The sequence below is a fragment of the Tamlana carrageenivorans genome, from assembly GCF_002893765.1.
Taxonomy (GTDB): Bacteria; Bacteroidota; Bacteroidia; order Flavobacteriales; family Flavobacteriaceae; genus Pseudotamlana; species Pseudotamlana carrageenivorans.
In genome coordinates this window covers 788,329-813,484 of record NZ_CP025938.1, presented here as the reverse complement: position 1 = coordinate 813,484, position 25,156 = coordinate 788,329, and the positions used below count along the sequence as shown (strand labels likewise).

The 25,156-nt window shown below is 34.9% G+C and carries 32 protein-coding genes; 28 read left to right on the top strand and 4 right to left on the bottom strand.

The window, feature by feature from the left end; genetic code table 11:
* Window positions 1–6: 6 nt before the first annotated feature.
* The 4 genes from C1A40_RS03855 to C1A40_RS03840 form a co-directional block, all read right to left on the bottom strand.
* Window positions 7–3,186, bottom strand: coding sequence for a SusC/RagA family TonB-linked outer membrane protein (locus C1A40_RS03855; protein ID WP_158651264.1), 3,180 nt, complete (start codon window positions 3,184–3,186; stop codon window positions 7–9).
* A gap of 385 nt (window positions 3,187–3,571) precedes the next feature.
* Entirely contained in the window at window positions 3,572–5,038 is a 1,467-nt protein-coding gene (locus C1A40_RS03850; protein ID WP_102994740.1) for a RagB/SusD family nutrient uptake outer membrane protein, read from the bottom strand.
* A gap of 13 nt (window positions 5,039–5,051) precedes the next feature.
* Window positions 5,052–8,261 carry a SusC/RagA family TonB-linked outer membrane protein gene (locus tag C1A40_RS03845; protein ID WP_102994739.1) on the bottom strand — a complete coding sequence of 1,070 codons (3,210 nt, stop codon included), beginning with the start codon at window positions 8,259–8,261 and terminating at the stop codon, window positions 5,052–5,054.
* A gap of 117 nt (window positions 8,262–8,378) precedes the next feature.
* Entirely contained in the window at window positions 8,379–10,037 is a 1,659-nt protein-coding gene (locus C1A40_RS03840) for a BamA/TamA family outer membrane protein (protein ID WP_102994738.1), read from the bottom strand.
* 216 nt (window positions 10,038–10,253) lie between these two features.
* On the opposite strand from C1A40_RS03840, the gene rpsL reads away from it, so the two are divergent.
* From rpsL to rpsM, 28 genes are all read left to right on the top strand, one after another.
* Complete coding sequence (gene rpsL, locus C1A40_RS03835; RefSeq protein WP_102994737.1) at window positions 10,254–10,628, top strand: 30S ribosomal protein S12; 375 nt, start codon at window positions 10,254–10,256, stop codon at window positions 10,626–10,628.
* Between the two features lie 95 nt (window positions 10,629–10,723).
* Window positions 10,724–11,200 (top strand): 30S ribosomal protein S7, encoded by a 477-nt coding sequence (gene rpsG / locus C1A40_RS03830; protein WP_067147332.1) that lies wholly within the window; start codon window positions 10,724–10,726, stop codon window positions 11,198–11,200.
* Window positions 11,201–11,206: 6 nt separating this feature from the next.
* The gene (fusA, locus tag C1A40_RS03825) at window positions 11,207–13,327 is read left to right on the top strand and encodes an elongation factor G (RefSeq protein WP_102994736.1); all 2,121 of its coding nucleotides are present in this window, start codon (window positions 11,207–11,209) and stop codon (window positions 13,325–13,327) included.
* Window positions 13,328–13,345: 18 nt separating this feature from the next.
* The gene (gene rpsJ / locus C1A40_RS03820) at window positions 13,346–13,651 is read left to right on the top strand and encodes a 30S ribosomal protein S10 (RefSeq protein ID WP_007650482.1); all 306 of its coding nucleotides are present in this window, start codon (window positions 13,346–13,348) and stop codon (window positions 13,649–13,651) included.
* 413 nt (window positions 13,652–14,064) lie between these two features.
* Window positions 14,065–14,682, top strand: a complete 618-nt coding sequence (gene rplC, locus C1A40_RS03815; RefSeq protein ID WP_067147336.1) for a 50S ribosomal protein L3 — start codon at window positions 14,065–14,067, stop codon at window positions 14,680–14,682.
* A complete protein-coding gene (rplD, locus tag C1A40_RS03810) occupies window positions 14,682–15,311 on the top strand; it encodes a 50S ribosomal protein L4 (protein ID WP_102994735.1) in 630 nt (209 codons plus the stop codon). The genes rplC and rplD overlap by 1 nt, the downstream gene beginning before the upstream one ends.
* Before the next feature lie 7 nt (window positions 15,312–15,318).
* Window positions 15,319–15,609 carry a 50S ribosomal protein L23 gene (rplW, locus tag C1A40_RS03805; RefSeq protein ID WP_019386269.1) on the top strand — a complete coding sequence of 97 codons (291 nt, stop codon included), beginning with the start codon at window positions 15,319–15,321 and terminating at the stop codon, window positions 15,607–15,609.
* Window positions 15,610–15,619: 10 nt separating this feature from the next.
* Window positions 15,620–16,447, top strand: coding sequence for a 50S ribosomal protein L2 (gene rplB / locus C1A40_RS03800; RefSeq protein ID WP_067147340.1), 828 nt, complete (start codon window positions 15,620–15,622; stop codon window positions 16,445–16,447).
* 3 nt (window positions 16,448–16,450) lie between these two features.
* Window positions 16,451–16,729, top strand: a complete 279-nt coding sequence (gene rpsS / locus C1A40_RS03795) for a 30S ribosomal protein S19 (protein ID WP_067147342.1) — start codon at window positions 16,451–16,453, stop codon at window positions 16,727–16,729.
* A gap of 6 nt (window positions 16,730–16,735) precedes the next feature.
* Window positions 16,736–17,143 carry a 50S ribosomal protein L22 gene (gene rplV, locus C1A40_RS03790; RefSeq protein WP_067147344.1) on the top strand — a complete coding sequence of 136 codons (408 nt, stop codon included), beginning with the start codon at window positions 16,736–16,738 and terminating at the stop codon, window positions 17,141–17,143.
* Between the two features lie 9 nt (window positions 17,144–17,152).
* Complete coding sequence (rpsC, locus tag C1A40_RS03785; protein ID WP_067147346.1) at window positions 17,153–17,881, top strand: 30S ribosomal protein S3; 729 nt, start codon at window positions 17,153–17,155, stop codon at window positions 17,879–17,881.
* A gap of 21 nt (window positions 17,882–17,902) precedes the next feature.
* Entirely contained in the window at window positions 17,903–18,322 is a 420-nt protein-coding gene (gene rplP / locus C1A40_RS03780) for a 50S ribosomal protein L16 (protein ID WP_067147348.1), read from the top strand.
* A gap of 13 nt (window positions 18,323–18,335) precedes the next feature.
* Window positions 18,336–18,527, top strand: coding sequence for a 50S ribosomal protein L29 (gene rpmC, locus C1A40_RS03775; protein WP_067147350.1), 192 nt, complete (start codon window positions 18,336–18,338; stop codon window positions 18,525–18,527).
* Between the two features lie 13 nt (window positions 18,528–18,540).
* Window positions 18,541–18,798 carry a 30S ribosomal protein S17 gene (rpsQ, locus tag C1A40_RS03770; RefSeq protein WP_054729566.1) on the top strand — a complete coding sequence of 86 codons (258 nt, stop codon included), beginning with the start codon at window positions 18,541–18,543 and terminating at the stop codon, window positions 18,796–18,798.
* Window positions 18,799–18,800: 2 nt separating this feature from the next.
* A complete protein-coding gene (rplN, locus tag C1A40_RS03765) occupies window positions 18,801–19,169 on the top strand; it encodes a 50S ribosomal protein L14 (protein ID WP_067147352.1) in 369 nt (122 codons plus the stop codon).
* A gap of 16 nt (window positions 19,170–19,185) precedes the next feature.
* Window positions 19,186–19,497, top strand: coding sequence for a 50S ribosomal protein L24 (gene rplX, locus C1A40_RS03760; RefSeq protein ID WP_102994734.1), 312 nt, complete (start codon window positions 19,186–19,188; stop codon window positions 19,495–19,497).
* Window positions 19,498–19,499: 2 nt separating this feature from the next.
* A complete protein-coding gene (gene rplE / locus C1A40_RS03755; protein WP_102994733.1) occupies window positions 19,500–20,051 on the top strand; it encodes a 50S ribosomal protein L5 in 552 nt (183 codons plus the stop codon).
* Between the two features lie 3 nt (window positions 20,052–20,054).
* Complete coding sequence (gene rpsN, locus C1A40_RS03750; protein ID WP_040278732.1) at window positions 20,055–20,324, top strand: 30S ribosomal protein S14; 270 nt, start codon at window positions 20,055–20,057, stop codon at window positions 20,322–20,324.
* A 69-nt stretch (window positions 20,325–20,393) separates the two neighbouring features.
* Entirely contained in the window at window positions 20,394–20,792 is a 399-nt protein-coding gene (gene rpsH, locus C1A40_RS03745; protein ID WP_102994732.1) for a 30S ribosomal protein S8, read from the top strand.
* Window positions 20,793–20,810: 18 nt separating this feature from the next.
* Window positions 20,811–21,353: a 50S ribosomal protein L6 gene (gene rplF, locus C1A40_RS03740; RefSeq protein WP_067147361.1), complete on the top strand. Its 543-nt coding sequence runs from the start codon at window positions 20,811–20,813 to the stop codon at window positions 21,351–21,353.
* A gap of 10 nt (window positions 21,354–21,363) precedes the next feature.
* Window positions 21,364–21,720, top strand: coding sequence for a 50S ribosomal protein L18 (rplR, locus tag C1A40_RS03735; RefSeq protein ID WP_102994731.1), 357 nt, complete (start codon window positions 21,364–21,366; stop codon window positions 21,718–21,720).
* Window positions 21,721–21,726: 6 nt separating this feature from the next.
* Window positions 21,727–22,251 carry a 30S ribosomal protein S5 gene (rpsE, locus tag C1A40_RS03730; RefSeq protein ID WP_102994730.1) on the top strand — a complete coding sequence of 175 codons (525 nt, stop codon included), beginning with the start codon at window positions 21,727–21,729 and terminating at the stop codon, window positions 22,249–22,251.
* Window positions 22,252–22,262: 11 nt separating this feature from the next.
* Complete coding sequence (gene rpmD / locus C1A40_RS03725) at window positions 22,263–22,442, top strand: 50S ribosomal protein L30 (RefSeq protein ID WP_102994729.1); 180 nt, start codon at window positions 22,263–22,265, stop codon at window positions 22,440–22,442.
* 16 nt (window positions 22,443–22,458) lie between these two features.
* Window positions 22,459–22,911 (top strand): 50S ribosomal protein L15, encoded by a 453-nt coding sequence (rplO, locus tag C1A40_RS03720; protein ID WP_102994728.1) that lies wholly within the window; start codon window positions 22,459–22,461, stop codon window positions 22,909–22,911.
* Between the two features lie 14 nt (window positions 22,912–22,925).
* Window positions 22,926–24,281: a preprotein translocase subunit SecY gene (gene secY / locus C1A40_RS03715; RefSeq protein WP_102994727.1), complete on the top strand. Its 1,356-nt coding sequence runs from the start codon at window positions 22,926–22,928 to the stop codon at window positions 24,279–24,281.
* A 10-nt stretch (window positions 24,282–24,291) separates the two neighbouring features.
* Window positions 24,292–24,507, top strand: a complete 216-nt coding sequence (gene infA / locus C1A40_RS03710; RefSeq protein WP_028289261.1) for a translation initiation factor IF-1 — start codon at window positions 24,292–24,294, stop codon at window positions 24,505–24,507.
* Between the two features lie 4 nt (window positions 24,508–24,511).
* Complete coding sequence (gene ykgO, locus C1A40_RS03705) at window positions 24,512–24,628, top strand: type B 50S ribosomal protein L36 (protein ID WP_013305171.1); 117 nt, start codon at window positions 24,512–24,514, stop codon at window positions 24,626–24,628.
* 109 nt (window positions 24,629–24,737) lie between these two features.
* Entirely contained in the window at window positions 24,738–25,112 is a 375-nt protein-coding gene (gene rpsM, locus C1A40_RS03700; protein WP_067147384.1) for a 30S ribosomal protein S13, read from the top strand.
* Window positions 25,113–25,156: the final 44 nt, after the last annotated feature.

Sequence of the window (25,156 nt, the reverse complement as noted above, 5' to 3'; positions counted from 1 at the left end):
TTTAAGTTAGAAAGAAAATTTTACAGACCCACCATAAGCTCGTTGAGCTGGGTTAGTAGCAAATTCTCCAAATTCACTTCTAATACCTCTACCATAACTCGTTGTTTCAGGATCAACATAAGGGTTTCCTGAAGGAGTCCAAAGCGCTAAGTTTTTACCATATATAGAAAACACCATATTATTGATTCCTGTATTTTGTAATAACTTATTTGGAAGGGTATATGATAATGATGCGTCTCTTAATCTAATAAACGTTTTGTCAATAACGTGAGATCCTTCAATAGCTTGATTTTGAGAAGCGTTATAGAAAGCTGTTACATCTTCGAAATTCACAGGAGTTGTATTTTCTGTATAACCACCACTACCATCAGCGACAACAGATCCTGGGATAATCCAAGGGTTTCTACCGTTATAAGTCGTCTCAATTCCGTTTCCTACGAAATGACTTAAACGTTTTGTATAAGAGTACATTTTCCCTCCTTGTTTCCAATCAAAACCAAAGTTAAATGCGAAATTTTTGTATTTTAATGAGTTTTGTAATCCCATAATAAAATCTCTTTGTGATGTACCTAAGTATTCTTCTTCACCACTGTATGTGTAGTATCCTGTGTTTGGATCTACAATATAATTTCCATCATCATCTTTAGCTGGTTTTGGACCGTAGAATGAACCTAATGGTTGACCTTCTTCAGCATAGAAGTTAATGTTATAGGCACTGTAAATAGAAATTTTATCGTCTTCACCTGCTACGTTTGTAACTTCACCTTTGTTTTTAGTAAAAGTGTAAGTTAAATCCCAAGAGAAGTTTTTGGTAGCTACAGGTGTTGCAGTAAGCGCTAGTTCAATACCCTTGTTGGTAAGGTCAACAAAGTTTCCTGTTACTACTGAATAACCAGTAGATCTTGCTACAGGTAAATCAACAATTAAATCAGAAGTTTTTCTATCATATAAAGCAACATCTAAGCCTAAGCGTCCGTTAAATAATCGTGCTTCAAGACCTAACTCTATCTCATCTGTGATTTCTGGTTTTAATCCTTGATTTTCAATAGTTCCGAAAATTTCATATCCGTTAACTCCTCCAAAAGGGTAAGTTATTTGACCGAAATATCCGTCGTTAACTGCTTGTCCTGCTGTTGAAAAAACAGAATATAAGTTAGTGTCATTACCAATTCTTGCAAAACCACCTCTTAATTTTAAAAAGTGTTCTCCGTTATCTATAACTACCGCTGCAAGTGATGCTGAAGGATAGAAGTAAGAGTTGTTTTCGTAAGGTAAAGTTGAAGACCAGTCATTTCTAGCAGAAAGCGTTAAGAAATATCTGTCTAAGAAACTTAATTCAGCTTGAGCATATAAACCAAATACACGTCTCAAGTAGTTTCCTTGCACGATAGCTGGTGTAGAAGCTGAATTTGATAATTCATAATAATTAGGTAAATCTAAATCATTAACAGTAACTGTTAATTGATCACCATTTCTTTCGTTGTAGTTAAGACCTACAAGACCATTTACCGATAAGTTGTCGGTGATACTTGTATCTAATAAGTTTAAGTTAAAATAAGAATCATACTCTCTACGTGTATACTTGTTTTCTTGAACAGCACCTACAACTTCGTTTGCTCCAGCTAAATCTTGAGCAGATCCGTCTATGTATTCAATTATAGCTCCAAAACGTTTTACGCTTTCATTGTCAATATCAGCACTTGTTTGGAAAGAAGCTGTTAAGAAATCGGTAAGAGTATATGAAAAGTTCACGTTACCAAAAAATCTATCTTTTTTAATGTTGATATTGTTGCTTTCTAGGGTCGTGTATGGGTTTTGAGCATATGGTGTATAGAAATAACTTGGTGTATTCCAAATTAAAGATCGATCTTCCATATCAATAATACTCTTGTCATTTGGTATTTGAATAATTTCTTGAGTTAAAGATTTACCAAACCCAGCATCATCACCTTGTCCCGTAGGTACTGCACGTTGTGTTTTGTGAGCATAGTTACCTGAAGCTCTAAGAGCGAATTTTTCACCTTTAATTCCAGCGTTAAGACCTAAATTGTTTTTTGCAAAACTATCTCTATCGCTAGGAATTACACCGTCAACATCATTTCTTGAATATGTAAACGAAACATCAGATTTTTCATTTCCACCACTAATGTTAAGCGAAGTTAAATAAGAAGTTCCATTCTCATAAAAGTCTCTCATATTGTTTTCTAATACTTCATAAGGAGCAATAAGTTGTTGGTTGTTTACAATTCTACTCCAAGGTCTTACTTGACCGTTAAAAGCAGGTCCCCAAGAACCATTTTCATTACTAGCAGCAAGTGGTCCTTCGCCAGAAACGTTAGAGTATGATGCTCCAGCCCAACCGGTACCAAATCTAGTTTGGAAATGTGGTACACGAGATACTTCAGTTAAATCAATTGAAGTTGCCACGTTTACTTTTAATTTGCTTTTTCCTCTTTTCGTTGTAATTACAACAACACCATTAGAACCTCTAGACCCATATAATGCAGTTGCAGCCGCACCTTTTAAGAAGTTTATAGATTCAATAGTGTTTGGATCAAGATCATTAATACCTGTACCCGCATCAAATGAACTTGTTGAACCTACGCTACTTGATGAGTTGTCCTGGATAGGAGAGCCATCCACTACATAAAGCGGAGAGTTAGAACCGGTGATAGACCCAATACCTCTAAAAATAACTTTGGTTGATGCTCCTGGTTGTGCAGGAGAAGAAATATCAACACCAGCAATTTTACCCGATAATGACTCTAAAGGGTTTTGGTTTGAAACCTCATTTAACTGATCGCCTGAGATTTTTGTTGTTGCATATCCTAAAGATTTGGAAGCTCTTGTACTACCAAATGCTGTTACAACAACTTCATCTAAAGATTCTGCATCCTCTAATAAAGTCACATTAATCTTGTTCGATGCAGCTACAGTTACATTTTTTGTTGTGTAACCAACAAAACTATAAACAAGAACATCTCCTGTCTTGGCTTCAATAGAGTAATTACCGTCGAAATCTGTTGAAGTACCAGCAGTTGTTCCTTTTAATAAGACTGTTGCTCCAGGAAGCGGTAAGCCAGATCCATCTGAAACCGTACCCGAAATTGTCTTTTCTTGTGCAAACGATAGTTGCACAACTAACGCTAATAATAGCGTTAGAATTCCACTAAACTTTGTTTTCATTTTATAATTATTTGAATTAGTCGAGGCTAAAATCATAATAATAAGTTAATAAAACAATAATTAATGGTTAAAATTTAACAATTAGTATGAAAATTGTTTTAAAACTGTAATCTAATATCAAAAATTAGCTATAAAACTCAAATGTGTCATGTAAATTGAAAAATTGATAATGCCGTTTAGTATTTGGTGTTTAATGGTATTTGTATGAATAAAGTGTTTCTGATATTTCATTAGAAACAACGCTCAAAAAAAGGCTTATAAAAGGTTCTATTAATAGGGGTAAATTAATAAGGCTCTTTTAAGTTGAATCCATAAAAAATCCCTGTATAAAAAATTACACAGGGATTTAAAAGTTTAACCGTTTTTATTAACTAATTGGTTTCAATTAGTTAATGTTAGGGTTGTTTTGGATTTCTGATTGTGGGATATCAAAAGTTAATCTATCATCATCAGATGGTATTACTAAACCTGGGAATGATAAATGGTTACTTGGTAAAGTAATGGCCGATTTATTACGTTTCATTAATAAATAGCTTTTTCCTTCTCCCCATAACTCAATACGTGTTTGTAATAAGATTTCTTGTAATAAGGCATCTCCGCTTAAAGCATCAATATAAGATGTGTCATCCATACGTAAATCTAATAACGCTTTTAAAGATGTTTTAGCTGTACCTTCATCACCAGTTTTTGCAGCTGTTTCAGCATTTAATAAATACATTTCTGCAATACGCATGTATAAATAATCTGTAGTAACGTTACGTTGTCCACCAACAACTCTTTCTGGTGAGTAGAATTTGTTAATTGGGTAATACTGGCCGTCTCCGTAAGCATTAATAAATTGGCCTTTTCTTACATCATCCTCTTTAATGGCATCTAGTAGTTCTGTACCAATAATTTTAGGGTCTCCTGCCCAAGCATAACTATAAGTAAATAAATCTACTTGACCCCACCAAGATACTAGATCTAAGTTTGAATTTAAGTTGATGTCTGTTCCCCAGATCCATCCGCTAGTATTAACATCGTTAAAACCTCCAGTTGCTTCTTCTTTACTAACTAAATTTGCTCCAGAACTTAAAATAGCATCATTACTTAATTGTTTAGCCATTTCGTTTTCACCCATGGCAGCATAAGTATATGCTAATAATGCTTGTGCTACAGTTTGGTTTACATACGATTTTGATTCTCTTTGAAACCCTTCTAAGCCTTTAACAGCATAGGTTAAATCTTCAACAATAAAGTCGTACACGTCTTGTGTAGAGCTTAATGGTTGATTTGGTTGCGATAAAGAGGTGTAAATTGGTAAAATTAAAGCTGAAGGATCGTAAGATTCAGCAAATAATTGTGCTAAATAAAAGTAAGCATAAGCACGCATAGCACGGGCTTGAGAGTATGAATAAATCGCGTCTGATCCTGCTTCTAATTTAGCATCATTTCCACCATATCCATCAATTACAGAGTTAGCTCCATTTACAATACGGTAATAGTATCTCCAAGGTTTGTAATTGTCGTTGTTTGTAAAATCTACTGGCGAAAGCATTTGAGATACATTAGAGTACCAACCATAAGTTAGTCCGCCAAGAACCATATCACCCGATAATAGGTCACTATAAATGTCGTATCCTTTTTGTCCGAAATCATCATGATCTAAATCGGTACCACCAGAACCTGTTTTGTACATGTTTTCGTAAATACCTCTTAGCAAGGCTTCAGATAACTCTGGGTAGCCTGGTGCAATTTCCTCAATTTCTTCATCGGACATGTTTTCCGATGGATCTTTTTCTAAGAAATCTTCACTACAACTCACTGCGGTTGTAAGTGTTAATCCTAATAATATGTATATAAATTTTTTCATGTTTTATTGTGTTTTAGAATCTAACATTTAGACCTAGAGTTACTGAAGTTAAAGGCGAGTAAGTATACGTGTCTGATAATCCTGTTTCTGAAGACGACGGATTAAAACCAGCTCTTTTAGACCAGATTCCTAAATTGTCTCCTGATAATGAAACTGAAAAATTTGACATGCCCATTTTTTCAACAAAATCTTGAGACACGTTGTAAGCTAAACGAATGTTATTTAAACTTAAGTAATCTGCCTTAGTAAGAAAGCGTGTAGATGTGCTAGCAACGTTTGGATCTAAATCACTAGTAAGTCTTGGTACATCTGTAATATCACCAGGTTTTTGCCATCTGTTTCTAATATCGGTATGCCAATTGTTACCACCAATAACATCATTATCCATTAAGCCAGCATATACAGCATCGTAGGCATAACCACCTATTCCGTATAAGAATTGTACGTTAAGTTGGAAGCCTTTATAGCCTGTTGCTAAGTTAACTGCACCTCTAACATCTGGAATAATGCTTTTGTCGATAAATTTCTGAGTAGCATCAGCGTATGTAGTCGTTGTTGTTTTAGAAATATTACCTGCTCTGTCCGGATATTGTGCTAAGTAATCTGTTAGCGATTTAATCTCTTCACCGCTATTTACCATACCATCATTATTGGCATCGTAGTAATACTGATTCCATTGTCCAAGACCAGTTTCCGAGTCTACACCAGCCCACTCACGCATATAGAAGTCGTAAATAGAGTGACCAACAGCTCTACCATATCGGCCTTGAATGTCTAAAACTTTTTGTTCGCCTGTAGCAGGGTCAATAGGCATTCTTGTAAGTTCGTTAGATGCGATTTCGCCATTAATTCCTAAATCTAGGTAGAAATCTTTTGTTTTAACTAAGTGTGCATTAAGATCAAATTCAAGACCCTTGTTGCGTAAAGATCCGTCGTTAACTTTAATGATAGCATACCCTAAAGATGGACCAACTTGTCTGTCGAAAATTAAATTTTCGGTATCTTTAATATAGTAATCTACACTAGCATCTAAATATTTACCTAATGAAAATTCTACACCTGTTTGGAATTGATTAGAGGTTTCCCAAGTTAAATCTGGGTTTCCTTTTGAATCAAATACTAATGTTGGTTTATCATCTAAGTTTCCTACCGAGTATAAATCTAACCCAGGGTAGAATCCTACACCACCTTGATCACCAATTTTACCATAACTGGCTTTTAATTTAAGGAACGTAAATATGTTTTGTTTGCTCATGAAATCTTCATTGGAAAGTGCCCAAGCACCACTAAATGAGTAAAACGTACCCCATTTGTTTCCTTTTTTAAATCTTGAAGATCCATCTCGTCTAATAGTACCTGCTAAGAAGTATGTTTCGTTGTAGTTATAGTTTAACTGACCAAAGAAACTTTCTAAAGAGTAACCCTCGTTGAAAGAAGACATTGGTGTTTGGATGATAGCATCGTTCCAATCGGTACCATCTGGATCTGTTAAATAGTTTTTAGAACCATATAAGTATTGTCTGTTCCAATCGTTAATTTCGTGAGCGGCAAGCGCGTCAAAATTATGACCGTCCAATTTCTTCTTAAAGGTTAACATATTTAATAAGTTATAAGAAAAAATATCTGTTCTTCTCTTAAAAATAGAACCGTTCTGTCCAGCACTTGGGCCATAAAATGGTCCTTCTTGGTTTGTGTAGTCGCTATTGTAGTAGTTCCACCCAAACTTGTTGATTAGTTTTAAATCGTCATTAAATGAAATGTCAATATTTGCACTACCGTTTAGGTTGTGAACAAAACTTCTTGAAATTGAGTTATGTGCATCAGCAATAGCATTGGTTAAACCACCAAATCCACGTCCTTCACCGTAATCGTAAATGTTACCACCGTAATGAGGGTCTGGCATGGTATTACCATCAGCATCTCTTAAAAATAATGGGTAAATAGAAGGGATGTTATCTACAAACCAGAATACCGATCCAGAGTCTTCAGATTGACCTCCATTATTAGCTGTAGAGTTAGTATAACCAATATTAAGGCTACCAGACAACCAATCTTTAGCTTTATGTTCGATATTTGCACGTACAGAATAACGTTTGTAATCAGAGTTGATAGAATATCCGTTATCATTTAAATATCCGAAAGAAGTAAAGTATCTTGTTTTATCTGTACCACCACTAATTTTTAAATTCGCTTCGGTTCTTAATGAAGCCTGGAATGCGTAATCTTCCCAGTTTTCTGGATTATATTTACGTGTAACTCCGTTACGAACTAGTCCTGTAGCAGGATCTATAAGTTCTGCACCGTTAGCAACATTCCACATGTTATAGGCTGGATTTATACCAGAGCTGCTAAATAATCTTTGGTTTGCGTAGTCTTCACCACCCGATCCATTAATAGCATTTCCTCTGTTTTTAAGGGCTTCCCAGCTAATGCCAATGTATTCTTCTGGAGAAGAAATAGTAGAATAACGTGGTAAACCATTAAAGTTCTGACCCGTTCTAATGTCTAATTCTATTTCATCTTTTCCTCTAGAACCTTTTTTAGTGTTTATTACAATAACACCGTTAGCACCTCTAGACCCGTAAATTGCAGTTGCAGCGGCATCTTTAAGGATGGTAGTAGATTCAATATCTGTAGGGTTAATAGCATTAATAGATCCTGTGTAAGGAACACCGTCTAATACATATAAAGGGTCTCTGTTACCATTTACAGAACCAAAACCTCTAATTCGTACGGTGGCATCTTCACCTGGCTGTCCGCTTGTGTTTATAACACGTACACCGGAAGCTTCACCAGCTAAGGCTTGAGAAACGTTAGATACTGTTTTACGATCTAATGCTTCTGCTTCAATTTGAGTTGCAGAACCTGTAAATGATCTTAAGGTTGATGTACCGTAACCAACAATTAAAACCTCATCTAAAGACTCTGCGTCTTCTTGTAAAGTAACGTTGATGGTGTTTGATGACGATACGGTGATTTCTTGAGTTGAATAACCAACAAAGCTGAAAACAATTACGTCTCCTTCGTTTGCTTGTATAGAATATTTACCATCGAAATCTGTTGATGTTCCTGTAGTTGTACCTTTAACTAAGACTGTGGCTCCAGGAAGTGGTAGACTATAATCATCTAATACCATACCTGAAACTGTCTTTTCTTGTGCGAACGTGAGTTGCACGAATAACGCTAATAACAGCGTTAGAATTCCACTAAACTTTGATTTCATTTTGTAACTATTTGTATTATTTTGCGCAAAAATCCAAATAAGAATCCAATAAACCAATGAAAATTTGTTAAAATATGCCAATTTTAGTTATAATTGTAAATAATTCGGCGAAAAAAGCTAAAAATTAGCTATAAAACTTAAATGTATCTTCGAATTTGAAAGTTTCGCATTTTCATTTTCGGTTTTTCCTAAGGCGTAGTTTAATTTAAATAGGCCAGTTTTGGTTAATAGGCCAAATCCGAAGCCAAATCCGTATAGTTTTTCGTGTGTATCGGTTGTTTTGTTTTCAAAATAAGCCGCATCGATAATAGAATGAATATATATGGTGTTGCTTAGTTGAAATCTGTATTCGCTATTTATTAACCCGAATAAAGACGCGTAAAGGCTGTTTTCTTCAAAACCTCTTATAGAATTTATACCTCCAAAGCGCAGTAGTTCATTTTCGTAATAATTATTAGAAATTAGTGCTTCGCCATAAGTTCTAATATATAAGCTGTTTTTGTGATTTAGGTTAAAAATTTTAAAGCCATCTAGCGATGCTAAAGTTTGGTTTTCATGCGCATTGGATGTTTTTCGTTTTCCGAAGCCAATATTGGTGTAAAGTTTCGAATTAAAAGGGAAAAGCAAATTCAATGTTCTGGAACTATTAAATTCATAACCTAAGGTGTAATTGAAAGTGGTATAATCTGAAACTAAACTCGCTGTATTCTCAGAACGTAAATTGTTCGATTCTGTCGAGGTTATGCCTACTAAGGCTTTGTTTTTTGAGTTTATTTGATAGTGAAGTTTAGCAGATTGGTTTGCCGTTGTAAAAGATGAGTCTTTTTTGAAAAGGCGCAACATAAGTTCTACACCAATTGGGGTGTTAAATAAATAAGGTAAGGTTAAGTTGGTTTCAAATGTTCGCTGGTCGTTTTCGTCACTTTTGTATAAAACTCGAAAGGCCTCTCCAAAATTTAAATTGTTTATGAGGGTTAAATTTAAATAGCCATCAAATTCTAATTTATTGGTGTCTTCATTGGTTCCAAAACCTATAAAACCATCAAAGGTGTTGCTTTGTGTTTTTTCAATATAGAGGTATAGACTTGTTGAATCTTTGGTGAATAGTACTTCGGGGCTTTTGGTTTCTCGAGCAAAATTCATATTATTAAGTTGTTCTGTTTTTAACTTAATATGGTTTAAATCGAAAGTTTGACATGGTTTTATTTTTAAAAAATGTTTTAAATAGGCTTTAGGAAATTTTTGGTATCCTTTTATTATAATATGATCAATAGTTCTTTTTTGTTTGGAAGTATTTAGTTTTAAAAATGCTTTAAGTGAAATGGAGTCTCGTTTTTTAATGTTTGATAGTTTTAGGTTAGAAAAAGGAAACCCTTTTTTAGAAATCTCGGCGTTTAAATAATTTAAGGTGTTTTCCAGGTTAGAAACCTTTACCGCAAAACAGGTGTCGTTAATAATTTTTGAAACCTGATTAATTTTGGAGGTGTTTATCTCATTTTTGTCGTGGTATATATATATGGTGTCGATTTTATTTTTTAGATGAATGAGAGATTCGACTGTAGAATCGTTTATTTTTTTAATAAACTTTAATTCGTTTTCAATATATCCCATTTTTAAAAGGGCGTTTTGGATGCTGTCAACTTCCAATTTCACAGACTTGTAGTTTTTGTGAAAGGCGGTGTAGTTTAAATTCTTAATTGTTGAAGTTTCAGAATCTGATTTGCCGTATGCTTTTAAACCCAGATTTTGTGTAAACCCATTCAGTGATAAAAGCATGGAGAGAGTGGTTATGAAATAGATAGGTTTCTTCACGTTTTGGACCTTGGGTTTTTTAGTTGTAAATCTAACGGAAAATACCACTTGATAATATAAGTGAATAAGTTATTTTCATTTTAGGTTGAAAATTAATGAATTAGGATTTGAATAATAAAATTTAATTTCTACCTTTGCAGCCCTCTTAGAAGAGGATAATAAAATTTATATATAATATATATGCCAACAATTTCGCAATTAGTAAGAAAAGGAAGAGTCAAAATTACCAAGAAGAGTAAATCGGCTGCTTTAGATTCTTGTCCGCAAAGACGTGGTGTGTGTACTCGTGTTTACACAACGACACCTAAAAAACCTAACTCAGCAATGCGTAAGGTAGCAAGGGTTCGTTTAACAAACGGAAACGAGGTTAATGCATACATCGGTGGTGAAGGACACAATCTACAAGAGCACTCGATAGTATTGGTAAGAGGTGGAAGGGTAAAAGATTTACCAGGAGTTAGATATCACATTGTACGTGGTGCTTTAGACACAGCAGGTGTTTCAGGTAGAACGCAACGTAGATCTAAGTATGGTGCTAAACGCCCTAAGAAGTAAAATTAAAGTTAGAAGTTAGAAGTTAAAAGTTAAAAGTTTGAAAAAACGAATAGCTATTAGCTTATAACCAAAAACTAAAAACTCAAAAAGAAGACATGAGAAAAAGAGCAGCAAAAAAGAGACCGCTTTTACCAGATCCACGTTTTAACGATCAGTTAGTAACTCGTTTCGTTAACATGATGATGTGGGATGGAAAGAAATCGGTAGCTTTTAAAGTATTCTACGATGCAATTGATATTGTAGATTCGAAAAAAACTGACGAAGAGAAAACCGCTTTAGAGATCTGGAAAGATGCTTTATCAAATGTGATGCCTCACGTAGAAGTACGTAGCCGTCGTGTTGGTGGTGCAACATTCCAAATTCCAATGCAAATTCGTCCAGACCGTAAAGTTTCTACGGCTATGAAATGGTTAATTAGCTTTTCACGTAAAAGAAATGAAAAGTCTATGGCCTTACGTTTAGCAACCGAAATCTTAGCAGCAGCTAAAGAAGAAGGTGCAGCGGTTAAGAAAAGAGTTGATACGCACAAGATGGCGGAAGCAAACAAAGCATTCTCTCACTTTAGATTTTAATAAGAAATGGCAAGAGATTTAGAATTCACTAGAAATATTGGTATCGCTGCACATATTGATGCAGGGAAAACCACTACTACAGAACGTGTACTTTATTATACAGGTGTTTCTCATAAAATTGGAGAGGTGCATGATGGTGCTGCAACAATGGACTGGATGGAGCAAGAGCAAGAGAGAGGTATTACAATTACTTCTGCTGCAACAACTTGTTCTTGGAAATTCCCAATGGAAAATGCACAGCCATTACCTGAAACAAAAGATTACCACTTTAATATTATCGATACTCCGGGCCACGTAGATTTTACCGTTGAGGTAAACAGATCGTTACGTGTTCTTGATGGTTTAGTATTCTTATTTAGTGCTGTTGATGGTGTTGAGCCTCAATCTGAAACTAACTGGAGACTAGCTGATAACTATAAAGTGCCTAGAATTGGTTTCGTTAACAAAATGGACCGTCAAGGATCTAACTTTTTAGGTGTTTGTCAACAAGTAAAAGATATGTTAAAGTCTAACGCTGTGCCAATCGTTTTAAACATTGGTGATGAGGCAGACTTTAAAGGAATTGTCGATTTAGTAAAAAATCGTGCTATTATTTGGCATGATGAAACTCAAGGGGCCACTTTTGATGTGATCGATATTCCAGAAGATATGAAAGAAGAAGCTCGTAAATACCGTGCCCTACTTATTGAAGAGGTTGCTGGTTATGACGAGAATCTATTAGAAAAATTCATGGAAGATGAAGATTCTATTACAGAAGAAGAAGTGCACGCTGCACTTAGAGCTGCTGTAATGGACATGTCAATCATTCCTATGATTTGTGGTTCTGCTTTCAAAAATAAAGGAGTACAGTTTTTATTAGATGCTGTATGTCGTTATTTGCCTTCTCCATTAGATAGAGATAGTGTTGTTGGAACTAACCCATCAACAGGTGACGAAGAAAAACGTAAGCCAGATGTAAAAGAGCCTTTCTCGGCTTTAGCATTTAAAATTGCTACCGATCCTTTCGTAGGACGTTTAGCTTTCTTTAGAGCATATTCAGGTCGTTTAGATGCAGGATCTTATATCTTAAATAACCGTTCAGGTAAAAAAGAACGTATTTCACGTATCTATCAAATGCACTCTAATAAACAAAATGCTATCGATTTTATCGAAGCAGGTGATATTGGAGCAGCAGTAGGATTTAAAGATATCAAGACTGGTGATACGATGTCTGATGAAAAGCATCCTATCGTTTTAGAATCTATGGACTTCCCAGATCCAGTAATTGGTATCGCGGTTGAGCCTAAAACTAAAGCAGATGTAGATAAAATGGGTATGGCTTTAGCTAAATTAGCTGAGGAAGATCCAACCTTTACTGCTAGAACTGATGAAGCTTCAGGACAGACTATTATCTCTGGAATGGGTGAGCTTCACTTAGATATTATTGTAGACCGTCTTAAACGTGAGTTTAAGGTTGAAGTAAATCAAGGTCAACCACAAGTTGAGTACAAAGAGGCTATTACACAACGTGCAGAACACAGAGAAGTTTATAAGAAACAATCTGGTGGACGTGGTAAATTTGCTGATATCGTATTTACACTTGAGCCTGCTGAAGAAGGTAAAGTTGGTTTAGAATTTGTTTCTGAAATTAAAGGTGGTAACGTTCCTAAAGAATTTATCCCTTCAATTGAAAAAGGATTCAAAATGGCTATGGTTAATGGACCATTAGCAGGATACGAGGTTGATGCTATGAAAGTAACATTAACTGATGGTTCTTACCACGATGTGGATTCGGATCAATTATCTTTCGAATTAGCTGCAAAATTAGGATTTAAAAACTCTGCAAAAGCTGCAAAAGCGGTTATTATGGAGCCTATTATGAAACTTGAGGTTATTACTCCTGAAGAAAACATGGGTGATATTGTAGGTGATTTAAATAGAAGAAGAGGTCAGGTTAGTGATATGGGTGATAGAGCTGGAGCAAAAACTGTAAAAGCTACTGTACCATTATCGGAAATGTTTGGTTATGTAACAACATTAAGAACATTGTCATCTGGTCGTGCAACATCAACAATGGAATTTTCACACTATGCTGAAACACCTTCAAATATTTCTGAAGAGGTTATAAAAGCAGCAAAAGGAGAATAATCTTAAAAAGTTAAGAAAATGAGTCAAAAAATCAGAATAAAATTAAAGTCTTACGATCATAACTTAGTAGACAAGTCTGCTGATAAGATTGTAAAAACAGTAAAAAGTACTGGTGCTGTTGTAACTGGACCAATTCCATTACCAACACACAAGAAAATTTTCACTGTATTACGTTCTCCACACGTTAACAAGAAATCTAGAGAACAATTTCAATTAAGCTCTTACAAGCGTTTACTTGATATTTACTCTTCATCTTCAAAAACGATTGATGCTCTAATGAAATTAGAGTTACCAAGTGGTGTAGAAGTAGAAATTAAAGTATAAGTAGATTAAAAGTTTAAACTTTTAATACTTTATAAAGTAAAGCATCAGGATAAGTTATTATTCTGGTGCTTTTTTGTGTTTATAGTTGTTTTATTAGTGTTTCTGGAGCTTTTTAAGGTGTTTTAATGGTTTAAATCGCCTTACTTTTGGCGTGCTTAATAATACTAAATTGGTGTAAATTCTACTAATTATGTGGTTATAAAGAATTTATGTAGAATTATTTGATAATCATTTTTTTAAATCAAAATAAAACTCTACATTTGCACTCCTAAAATGTGGAGTTTAACTTCATGTTTACATGTCCCACCAATGCGGTTGCGGGAAAAACGGCAAAAATACACTTCAAGGCTGAATGGTATTTTCAGCCTTAAATGTTTTTAATAAATAAGTAAATCATTAATAAATAATTAAATATGTCTGGGTTAATTGGAAAGAAAATCGGTATGACCAGCATCTTCGATGAAAACGGGAAGAACATTCCTTGTACAGTTATCGAAGCTGGACCATGTATCGTTACCCAAGTCAGAACTGAAGAAGTTGACGGTTATAATGCTGTGCAACTTGGTTTCGATGACGCGACAGAAAAAAGCGCTACTAAAGCAGACTTAGGTCATGCTAAAAAAGCGGGTACTTCTGTTAAGCGAAAACTCGTTGAATTCAAAGGTTTTGATGCGGAGTACAAATTAGGAGATGCTGTTACTGTAGATCACTTTGCTGAAGGTGAATTTGTTGATGTAGCAGGAACATCTAAAGGTAAAGGATTTCAAGGTGTTGTAAAACGTCATGGTTTCGGTGGTGTAGGTCAAGCTACTCACGGTCAACATAACCGTTTAAGAGCGCCAGGATCAATTGGAGCTGCATCTTACCCTGCAAGAGTTTTCAAAGGAATGAAAATGGCAGGAAGAATGGGTGGAGACACAGTTAAAGTTCAAAATTTAAGAGTTTTAAAAGTAGTTGCTGAAAAGAACCTACTAGTAGTGAAAGGGTGTGTACCTGGACACAAAAACGCTTATGTAATTATTAGAAAATAATGAAAGTAGCAGTTTTAGATATAAACGGAAAAGACACAGGTAGAAAGGCAGACCTTTCTAAAGATGTGTTTGCTATTGAGCCTAATAATCACGCTGTATATTTGGATGTTAAACAATATTTAGCAAACCAAAGACAAGGAACTCACAAATCTAAAGAGAGAGCTGAGATTTCTGGATCTACGCGTAAGATTAAAAAGCAAAAAGGAACAGGTACTGCAAGAGCAGGTAGTATTAAGTCTGGTGTATTTAAAGGTGGTGGTCGTATGTTCGGTCCAAGACCTAGAAATTACAGCTTCAAACTTAATAAAAACTTAAAGCGTTTAGCACGTAAGTCTGCCTTAAGTATCAAAGCAGGAGAAAAATCAATTACAGTTTTAGAAGACTTTAATTTTGATACAGTAAAGACTAAAAACTTTACTGCTGTTTTAAAAGCCTTAGAACTTGAAAACAAAAAAACTTTGTTCGTATTAGGTGCTGCAAATAACAATGTTTATTTAGCATCTCGTAATGTACAACGTACAGAGGTTATTACTTCTTCAGAATTAAGCACTTACAAAATCCTAAATGCAGGACAAGTTGTTTTATTAGAAGGAGCATTAGCAGGAATTGAAACAAACTTAAGTAAATAAGAAACAGATGAGTATCTTAATTAAACCTATAATCACAGAAAAAGCGACTGCAGATAGCGAGTTAAGAAATTGCTATACTTTCGCAGTGAACACGAAGGCGAACAAGGTAGAAATCAAAAAAGCGGTTGAAGCTGCTTATGGTGTTTCTGTTGAAAAAGTTCGTACTATAAATGTCCGTCCAGATCGTAGTACCAAGTTTACTAAAACTGGTATTCAACATGGTAAAACAAATGCTGTTAAAAAGGCAATTGTACAACTGGCGGAAGGTGAAATGATTGATTTATACAGTAACATGTAATTAAAGACAAATGTCAGTAAGAAAATTAAAACCAATCACCCCAGGACAGCGTTTTAGAGTAGTAAATGGTTATGACGCCATTACTACTGATAAGCCGGAAAAGAGTTTACTCGTTCCGAATAAAAGGTCTGGTGGTAGAAACAGTCAAGGAAAAATGACCATGCGCTATATTGGTGGTGGTCATAAAAGAAAGTATCGTATCATTGATTTTAAAAGAGACAAAGCAGGGATTCCAGCTGAAGTAGCTTCAATTCAATACGATCCAAACAGAACAGCTTTTATCGCTTTATTGAATTATCAAGATGGTGAGAAAAGATACATTATTGCTCAAAATGGTTTACAAGTTGGACAAAATGTAGTGTCTGGTACAGAAGGTATCGCTCCAGAAATTGGAAATGCCATGCCATTAAGTGAAATTCCATTAGGAACAATTATTTCTTGTGTAGAGTTACGTCCAGGTCAAGGTGCTGTTATGGCACGTAGTGCTGGTGCTTTTGCTCAGTTAATGGCAAGAGATGGTAAATTTGCTACAGTAAAATTACCTTCAGGTGAAACAAGATTAATTCTTGTGAACTGTATGGCTACTGTGGGTGTTGTTTCTAACTCAGATCACCAATTATTAGTAGGTGGTAAAGCGGGTAGAACAAGATGGTTAGGTAGAAGACCACGTACTAGACCAGTAGTAATGAATCCAGTTGATCACCCAATGGGTGGTGGTGAAGGTAAATCTTCAGGTGGACACCCACGTTCTAGAAACGGTGTGCCAGCTAAAGGATACAGAACCCGTTCTAAGACGAAAGCAAGTAATAAATATATTGTAGAACGTAGAAAGAAATAAGACATGGCAAGATCATTAAAAAAAGGACCTTACGTTCATTATAAATTAGAGAAAAAAGTTGCTGTAAATGTTGAAGGAAACAAAAAAACAGTAATCAAAACTTGGTCAAGAGCAAGTATGATTACTCCAGATTTTGTTGGACAAACAATCGCAGTACACAATGGCCGCCAATTTGTACCAGTATATGTTACTGAGAACATGGTAGGACATAAATTAGGAGAATTTTCACCAACACGTTCATTTCGTGGACATGCAGGTGCTAAAAATAAAGGTAAAAAGTAGTAAGCTATGGGAAGTCGTAAAAAACAAATGGCAGACGCTATTAAGGAAGGAAAAAAGCAAGTTGCTTTTGCTAAACTTAATAATTGTCCTACATCACCGAGAAAAATGCGTTTAGTAGCCGATTTAGTAAGAGGTGAAAAAGTAGAAAATGCACTTAATATTTTAAAATTCAACCAAAAAGAAGCATCTGGTCGTTTAGAAAAATTGTTATTGTCTGCAATTGCAAACTGGCAAGCTAAAAACGAAGAAGGTAACATAGAAGAGGCTGGATTAATAGTAAAAGAGATTAGAGTTGATGGTGGATCTATGTTAAAAAGATTGCGTCCAGCACCTCAAGGTCGTGCACACAGAATTAGAAAACGTTCGAACCACGTAACATTAGTGGTAGGAGCTAAAAATAACACACAAAGCTAAGATAGAAGTATGGGACAAAAAACAAATCCAATCGGAAATCGCTTAGGTATTATCAGAGGATGGGAATCTAACTGGTACGGAGGTAATGATTATGGAGATAAGCTTGCCGAAGACGATAAAATTAGAAAATACGTTCACGCGCGTTTATCTAAAGCTAGTGTTAGTAGAGTAATTATTGAAAGAACTTTAAAACTTGTAACCGTTACTATCACTACTGCTAGACCTGGTATTATTATCGGTAAAGGTGGTCAAGAGGTAGACAAGTTAAAAGAAGAGCTTAAGAAAATTACAGGAAAAGAGGTTCAGATTAACATCTTTGAAATTAAAAGACCTGAACTTGATGCATTTTTAGTAGGATCAAGTATTGCTCGTCAAATTGAAAATAGAATTTCATACAGACGTGCAATTAAAATGGCTATCGCTGCTACAATGCGTATGAATGCTGAAGGAATTAAAATCCAAATTAGTGGTCGTTTAAATGGTGCTGAGATGGCACGTTCAGAACACTACAAAGAAGGACGTATTCCTTTATCAACCTTCAGAGCCGATATTGATTATGCTTTAGTTGAGGCACACACTACTTACGGTAGATTAGGTGTTAAAGTATGGATCATGAAAGGTGAAGTATATGGTAAAAGAGAACTTTCTCCGCTTGTTGGTTTATCTAAGAAGCAAGGAAAAGGTGGAGCCGGAGGACGTGGCGGAAACAGAGATAACAAACCTCGTCGTAGAAAGTAATTTTTTATAAAGTAAAGAAAAATGTTACAGCCTAAAAGAACAAAATTTCGTAAACAGCAAAAAGGACGTATGAAAGGTCTCTCTGGAAGAGGACACCAACTTTCAAACGGAACTTTTGGAATAAAAGCATTAGACGCAACTTTTATAACGTCTCGTCAAATTGAAGCAGCTCGTATTGCCGCTACGCGTTACATGAAAAGAGAAGGTCAACTTTGGATTAAAATATTTCCAGACAAGCCTATCACAAAAAAGCCTCTTGAAGTACGTATGGGTAAAGGTAAAGGTGCCGTTGAATATTGGGTAGCCGTTTGTAGACCAGGTCGTGTTTTATTTGAAATAGGTGGTGTGCCTTTAGACGTTGCAAAAGAAGCATTACGTTTGGCAGCACAAAAATTACCTGTTAAAACTAAGTTTTTAATCGCTAGAGATTACGAAGCATAATTTATTTGATATTATGAAACAATCAGAAATTAAAGAATTATCTGTTGCTGAGTTACAAGAGAAACTTAGTGAAACAAAAAAGAGTTATTCAGACCTAAAATTGGCTCATGCAATATCTCCTTTAGAGAATCCAATTCAATTACGTACTGTAAGAAGATCTGTAGCTAGAATTGCGACCGAATTAACTAAAAGAGAATTACAATAATTCTGCCGAAAAGATGGAAACAAGAAATTTAAGAAAAGAACGTATAGGAGTTGTTACTAGTAACAAGATGCAGAAATCAATTGTGGTTTCTGAGGTTAAAAAAGTAAAACACCCTATGTATGGTAAGTTCGTGTTAAAAACAAAGAAATATGTTGCGCACGACGAAACGAACGATTGTAATATTGGTGATACTGTAAAGATCATGGAAACTAGACCTTTAAGTAAATCTAAATGTTGGAGATTAGTAGAAATCATAGAAAGAGCTAAATAATTATGTTACAGCAAGAATCAAGATTAAAAGTAGCAGACAATACAGGAGCAAAAGAAGTTTTGGTTATCCGTGTATTGGGAGGTACTAAAAGAAGATACGCTTCTGTTGGAGACAAAATAGTTGTTTCTGTAAAAGATGCAACCCCTAACGGAAACGTTAAGAAAAAAGCAGTTTCTACAGCAGTTGTTGTACGTACCAAGAAGGAAGTAAGAAGACCAGATGGATCTTATATAAGATTTGATGATAATGCTTGTGTATTATTAAACCCAACGGGTGAGATGAGAGGTACACGTGTATTTGGTCCTGTTGCTAGAGAGCTTCGTGATAAACAATTCATGAAGATTGTATCATTAGCACCAGAAGTGCTTTAATACATTTATAAGTAAGATGACAAAGCTTAAAATAAAAACTGGAGATACTGTAAAAGTAATCGCTGGAGATCACAAAGGATCTGAAGGTGTTGTGCAAAAAGTATTAATAGAAAAGAACAAAGCGATCGTTGAGGGTGTAAACATGGTTAAGAAACATACTAAACCAAGTGCACAAAATCCTCAAGGAGGAATCGTAGAGAAAGAAGCACCTATTCATGTTTCTAACTTATCATTGTTAACTTCAAAAGGAGAAACAACAAGAGTTGGATATAGAGTAGAAGGTGATAAAAAAGTAAGATTTTCAATAAAATCTAATGAAGTAATATAGTTATGGGATATTCACCAAGACTTAAAGAAGAGTATAAAAGCAAAGTAATTGCAGCTCTTACAGACGAATTTGGATATAAGAATGTAATGCAAGTTCCTAAACTTTCTAAGATAGTAATATCTAAAGGTGTTGGAGCAGCCGTTGCAGACAAAAAATTAATTGACTACGCTGTAGAAGAATTAACGACTATATCTGGACAAAAAGCGATTTCTACATTATCTAAAAAGGATGTTGCATCATTTAAATTACGTAAAGGCATGCCTATTGGCGCAAAAGTAACTTTACGTGGTGAAAGAATGTATGAGTTTTTAGACCGTTTAGTAACTTCTGCACTTCCACGTGTAAGAGATTTTAACGGAATTAAAGCTACAGGTTTCGATGGTAGAGGTAATTACAACTTAGGAATTACTGAACAAATTATCTTCCCAGAAATAAACATTGATAAAGTGAACAAAATTTCTGGTATGGATATTACATTTGTAACAACTGCCGAAACTGATAAAGAAGCGAAATCATTATTAACCGAATTAGGATTACCTTTTCAAAAGAACTAAGATATGGCTAAAGAATCAATGAAAGCCCGTGAGGTAAAAAGAGCAAAAACTGTAGCTAAATATGCTGAGAAACGTAAAGCTTTAAAAGAAGCTGGAGATTACGAAGCATTACAAAAGTTGCCTAAAAATGCATCTCCTATTCGTCAGCATAATAGATGTAAATTAACAGGAAGACCAAAAGGATATATGAGAACTTTCGGGATCTCTCGTGTAACTTTTAGAGAAATGGCTAATCAAGGTCTTATCCCTGGTGTAAGAAAAGCTAGTTGGTAATATTATTTAAATAATCAGATTTTAGGTTCGGCGCAAGGCCGAAAACCAAGATCACAAAATCAATTCATTATGTACTCAGATCCAATTGCGGATTATTTGACAAGAATTAGAAATGCGGTGCGTGCTAACCACAGAGTGGTAGAGATTCCAGCATCTAATTTGAAAAAAGACATAACTAAAATTTTATTCGAACAAGGATATATTTTAAGTTATAAATTTGAAGATTCTACTGTACAAGGTACTATTAAAATAGCCCTTAAGTACAATAAAGAAACTAAAGAGCCGGTAATTAAAAAACTTCAAAGAATTAGTACACCTGGTTTACGTAAGTATGCTAGTTCTAAAGATTTACCTCGTATCCTTAATGGACTTGGTATTGCCATCGTTTCAACTTCTCATGGAGTTATGACTGGTAAACAAGCCAAAAGAGATAATGTAGGTGGCGAAGTTTTATGTTACGTTTACTAATTTTAAAACCAGAAAGAAATGTCAAGAATAGGAAATAATCCAGTAGCCATTCCAGAAGGTGTAACAGTTGATGTTAAAGACAACGTTTTAACTGTAAAAGGAAAATTAGGTGAACTAACTCAAAATTTCGACACTGTTGAAATTAAAGTAGAAGAAGGCGATGTTTTAGTAACACGTTCTTCAGATCACAAAGATCAAAAAGCCAAACATGGTTTATACAGATCTTTAGTAAACAATATGATTGAAGGTGTATCTAAAGGATGGACTAAAGAATTAGAATTGGTTGGTGTAGGTTATAGAGCATCTAACCAAGGACAAAAATTAGATTTAGCTTTAGGATTTTCTCATAACATTGTTATGGATATTGCTCCAGAAGTTAAGGTAGAAACCGTTTCTGAAAAAGGTAAAAACCCAATCGTTAAGTTAACATCATTCGATAAACAACTTGTTGGTCAAGTAGCTGCGAAGATCCGTGGATTTAGAAAACCTGAACCTTACAAAGGAAAAGGTATCAAGTTTGTAGGTGAAGAAATTAGAAGAAAAGCAGGTAAATCAGCTTAATAATTAAGTTATGGCATTGACAAAGAACGAAAGAAGACTAAGAATAAAAAACAGAATCCGTAAGGTTGTTTCTGGTACAGAAGCAAAACCACGATTAGCTGTTTATAGAAGTAATAAAGAAATTTATGCTCAATTAGTTGATGATGTAACTGGTAATACTATCAGTTCAGCATCTTCAAGAGATAAAGACATTAGTGCTGCAAATGCAACTAAATCAGAAGTAGCTAAGTTAGTAGGTAAGGCACTTGCTGAGAAAGCTTTAAAAGCTGGTGTAGAAACAATCTCTTTTGATAGAGGTGGTTACTTATATCACGGTAGAGTTAAATCATTAGCTGAAGGAGCTAGAGAAGCAGGACTTAAATTCTAATATATTATGTTTCAAAAATATAAAAGTGCAGAGTTAGTAAAACCAGGTGGATTAGATCTTAAAGATCGTTTAGTTGGTGTACAGAGAGTTACTAAAGTAACTAAAGGTGGTAGAGCATTTGGTTTTTCAGCAATTGTAGTAGTTGGTGATGAAGCAGGTGTTGTAGGACAAGGTTTAGGAAAATCTAAAGATGTTGCTAGTGCAATTGCAAAAGCAGTAGAAGATGCTAAGAAAAACCTTGTGAGAATTCCTATTATTAAAGGAACTTTACCACATGAGCAAAAAGGTAAATACGGTGGAGCTAGAGTTAATATTATTCCTGCTGCTCCTGGTACAGGGGTTATCGCTGGTGGTGCTGTAAGAACAGTGTTAGAAGCCGTTGGTGTGCACGATGTATTATCTAAATCTCAAGGATCGTCAAACCCTCATAACGTAGTAAAAGCAACTTTTGATGCTTTATTACAATTAAGAGATGCAAACGTAATTGCTAGAGATAGAGGTATTTCACTTGAACAAGTTTTTAACGCTTAATATAGACAGAAATGGCAAAGATTAAAGTAAAAAAAGTTAAAAGCGCAATCAATCGCCCGCTAAGACAAAAGAGAACTTTAGAAGCTCTAGGTCTTAAAAAGATTGGTCAAGTAAAAGAGCATGAAGCTACACCAAATATTCTTGGTATGGTTGCTAAAGTTTCACATTTAGTTTCTGTTGAGGAAGCTTAAAAATATAAACTGAAAAATGGATTTAAGTAATTTAAAACCTGCAGAAGGTTCAGTAAAAACCCAAGGTAAAAGAATAGGTAGAGGACAAGGTTCTGGTAAAGGTGGTACGGCAACCCGTGGTCACAAAGGAGCTAAGTCACGTTCTGGTTATTCTAAAAAGCTAGGATTTGAAGGAGGGCAAATGCCACTTCAAAGACGTGTGCCTAAGTTTGGTTTTACAAACATTAACCGCGTTGAATACCAAGGTATCAATTTAGATACTTTACAACAATTGGTTGATGATAAGAAAATTGGAGACACTGTTGATTTTGAAACTTTATTCGCAAACCGTTTAGTCGGTAAAAATGACCTGGTTAAAATTTTAGGTCGTGGTGAATTAAAATCGAAATTAAAAGTATCTGCCCATAAGTTTACTGCTTCAGCAAAAGCTGCTATTGAAGCTGCTGGTGGAGAAGCTGTAAATATTTAATACTCAAATAAAGTATGAAAATTATAGAATCAATTAAGAATGTTTGGAAAATAGAAGAGCTAAGAAATAGAATCGTAGTTACTCTAGGTTTATTATTAGTTTATCGTTTTGGTGCTCAAGTAGTATTACCTGGTATAGATGCCACTCAATTAGAAGGTTTAGCAGATAAAACAGACGGTGGTTTGTTAGGTTTGCTTAATGCCTTTACAGGAGGTGCATTTGCGAATGCTTCGGTTTTTGCTCTTGGTATTATGCCTTACATTTCTGCTTCTATTGTAGTTCAACTAATGGGTATTGCCATTCCTTATTTGCAAAAACTGCAAAAAGAAGGCGCTAGTGGTCAGAAGAAAATTAACCAAATTACACGTTGGTTAACTATTGCTATCTGTTTATTACAAGCGCCTGGTTATTTAGCAAGTTTACCTGCATTAGGTATTCCTCAAAGCGCGTTTTTATTAGGGACAGGGCCATTATTTTATTTCTCTTCAGTGTCAATCTTAGTAACGGGATGTATTTTCGCTATGTGGTTGGGAGAGAAAATTACCGATAAAGGTATTGGTAATGGAATTTCTTTATTAATTATGGTTGGTATCATTGCTACCTTGCCTCAAGCATTTTTACAAAATGCAGCTACCAGATTAGAAGGTGGTGGTAACGGTGGTTTAATGATGGTATTAATTGAATTTGTAATCTGGTTTGTAATCATTTTAGCAGCAATCATGCTTGTAATGGGTGTTAGAAAAATTGCTGTACAATATGCTAGAAGAACAGCATCTGGTGGTTATGAGAAAAGTGCTATGGCAGGTTCAAGACAATATATCCCTTTGAAGCTTAATGCTTCTGGGGTGATGCCAATCATTTTCGCTCAGGCTATTATGTTTGTTCCAGGTTTAATTGGTGGTTCTTCTTTCTTAAAGGAAACTGCTGCTGGTGCTTGGTTACAAATTAATTATTCTGATATGTTTGGGTTTGTTTATAATCTTACATTTGCTTTATTGATTATTGTATTTACATACTTTTATACGGCAATTACGGTTCCTACAAATAAAATGGCCGACGATTTAAAACGTAGTGGAGGTTTCATTCCAGGAATACGTCCAGGATCTGAGACATCAGATTATTTAGATAAAATTATGTCTCAAATTACCTTACCAGGTTCTATCTTTTTAGCACTTATCGCTATTTTCCCAGCGGTTATTGTTAAGCTTATGGGGGTACAACAAGGTTGGGCTTTATTTTTCGGAGGAACGTCGTTATTAATTATGGTTGGAGTTGCAATAGACACGATGCAACAAATAAATTCTTATTTGTTGAATAGACACTATGATGGTTTGATGAAGACAGGTAAAAATAGAAAGGCAGTAGCTTAATTATTATACTATGGCAAAACAAGCAGCAATAGAACAAGACGGAACAATTATAGAAGCATTATCTAATGCGATGTTTCGTGTTGAATTAGAAAATGGTCACATTGTGACTGCCCATATCTCTGGTAAAATGCGTATGCATTATATTAAATTATTACCTGGAGATAAAGTAAAATTAGAAATGAGTCCTTACGATTTAAGTAAGGCTCGAATAACTTATAGATACTAATACGATGAAAGTAAGAGCTTCAGTTAAAAAGAGAAGTGCAGATTGTAAAATCGTGCGTAGAAAAGGTAGACTTTACGTGATAAACAAAAAGAATCCTAGATTTAAACAAAGACAAGGTTAATAATTAGATAAGAGCCATTAGTGACAAAGTAGTTAGATGAGAATCTGTTCGAAATAGAAATGTTTAGGATTCTAACAACTAAAAACTAACAGCTAAAAACTAAAAGAATATGGCAAGAATTGCAGGTGTAGACATACCAAAAAACAAAAGAGGTGTTATATCATTAACTTATATCTACGGAATAGGTAGAAGTAGAGCTAAAGAAATTTTAGAGACTGCTAAAGTTGATGAAAGCACAAAAGTTCAAGATTGGACAGACGATCAAATTAGTAACATTCGTGAAGCTGTTGGTAGTTTTACTATCGAAGGTGAATTACGTTCTGAAACACAATTAAACATTAAACGTTTAATGGATATCGGATGTTATAGAGGTATTCGTCATAGAGCTGGACTTCCTTTAAGAGGTCAACGTACTAAAAACAACTCTAGAACAAGAAAAGGTAGAAGAAAAACTGTTGCTAACAAGAAAAAAGCAACTAAGTAATAATTAAAACAGTCATTAGTTCATTAGTATTTGGACGTTAGAAG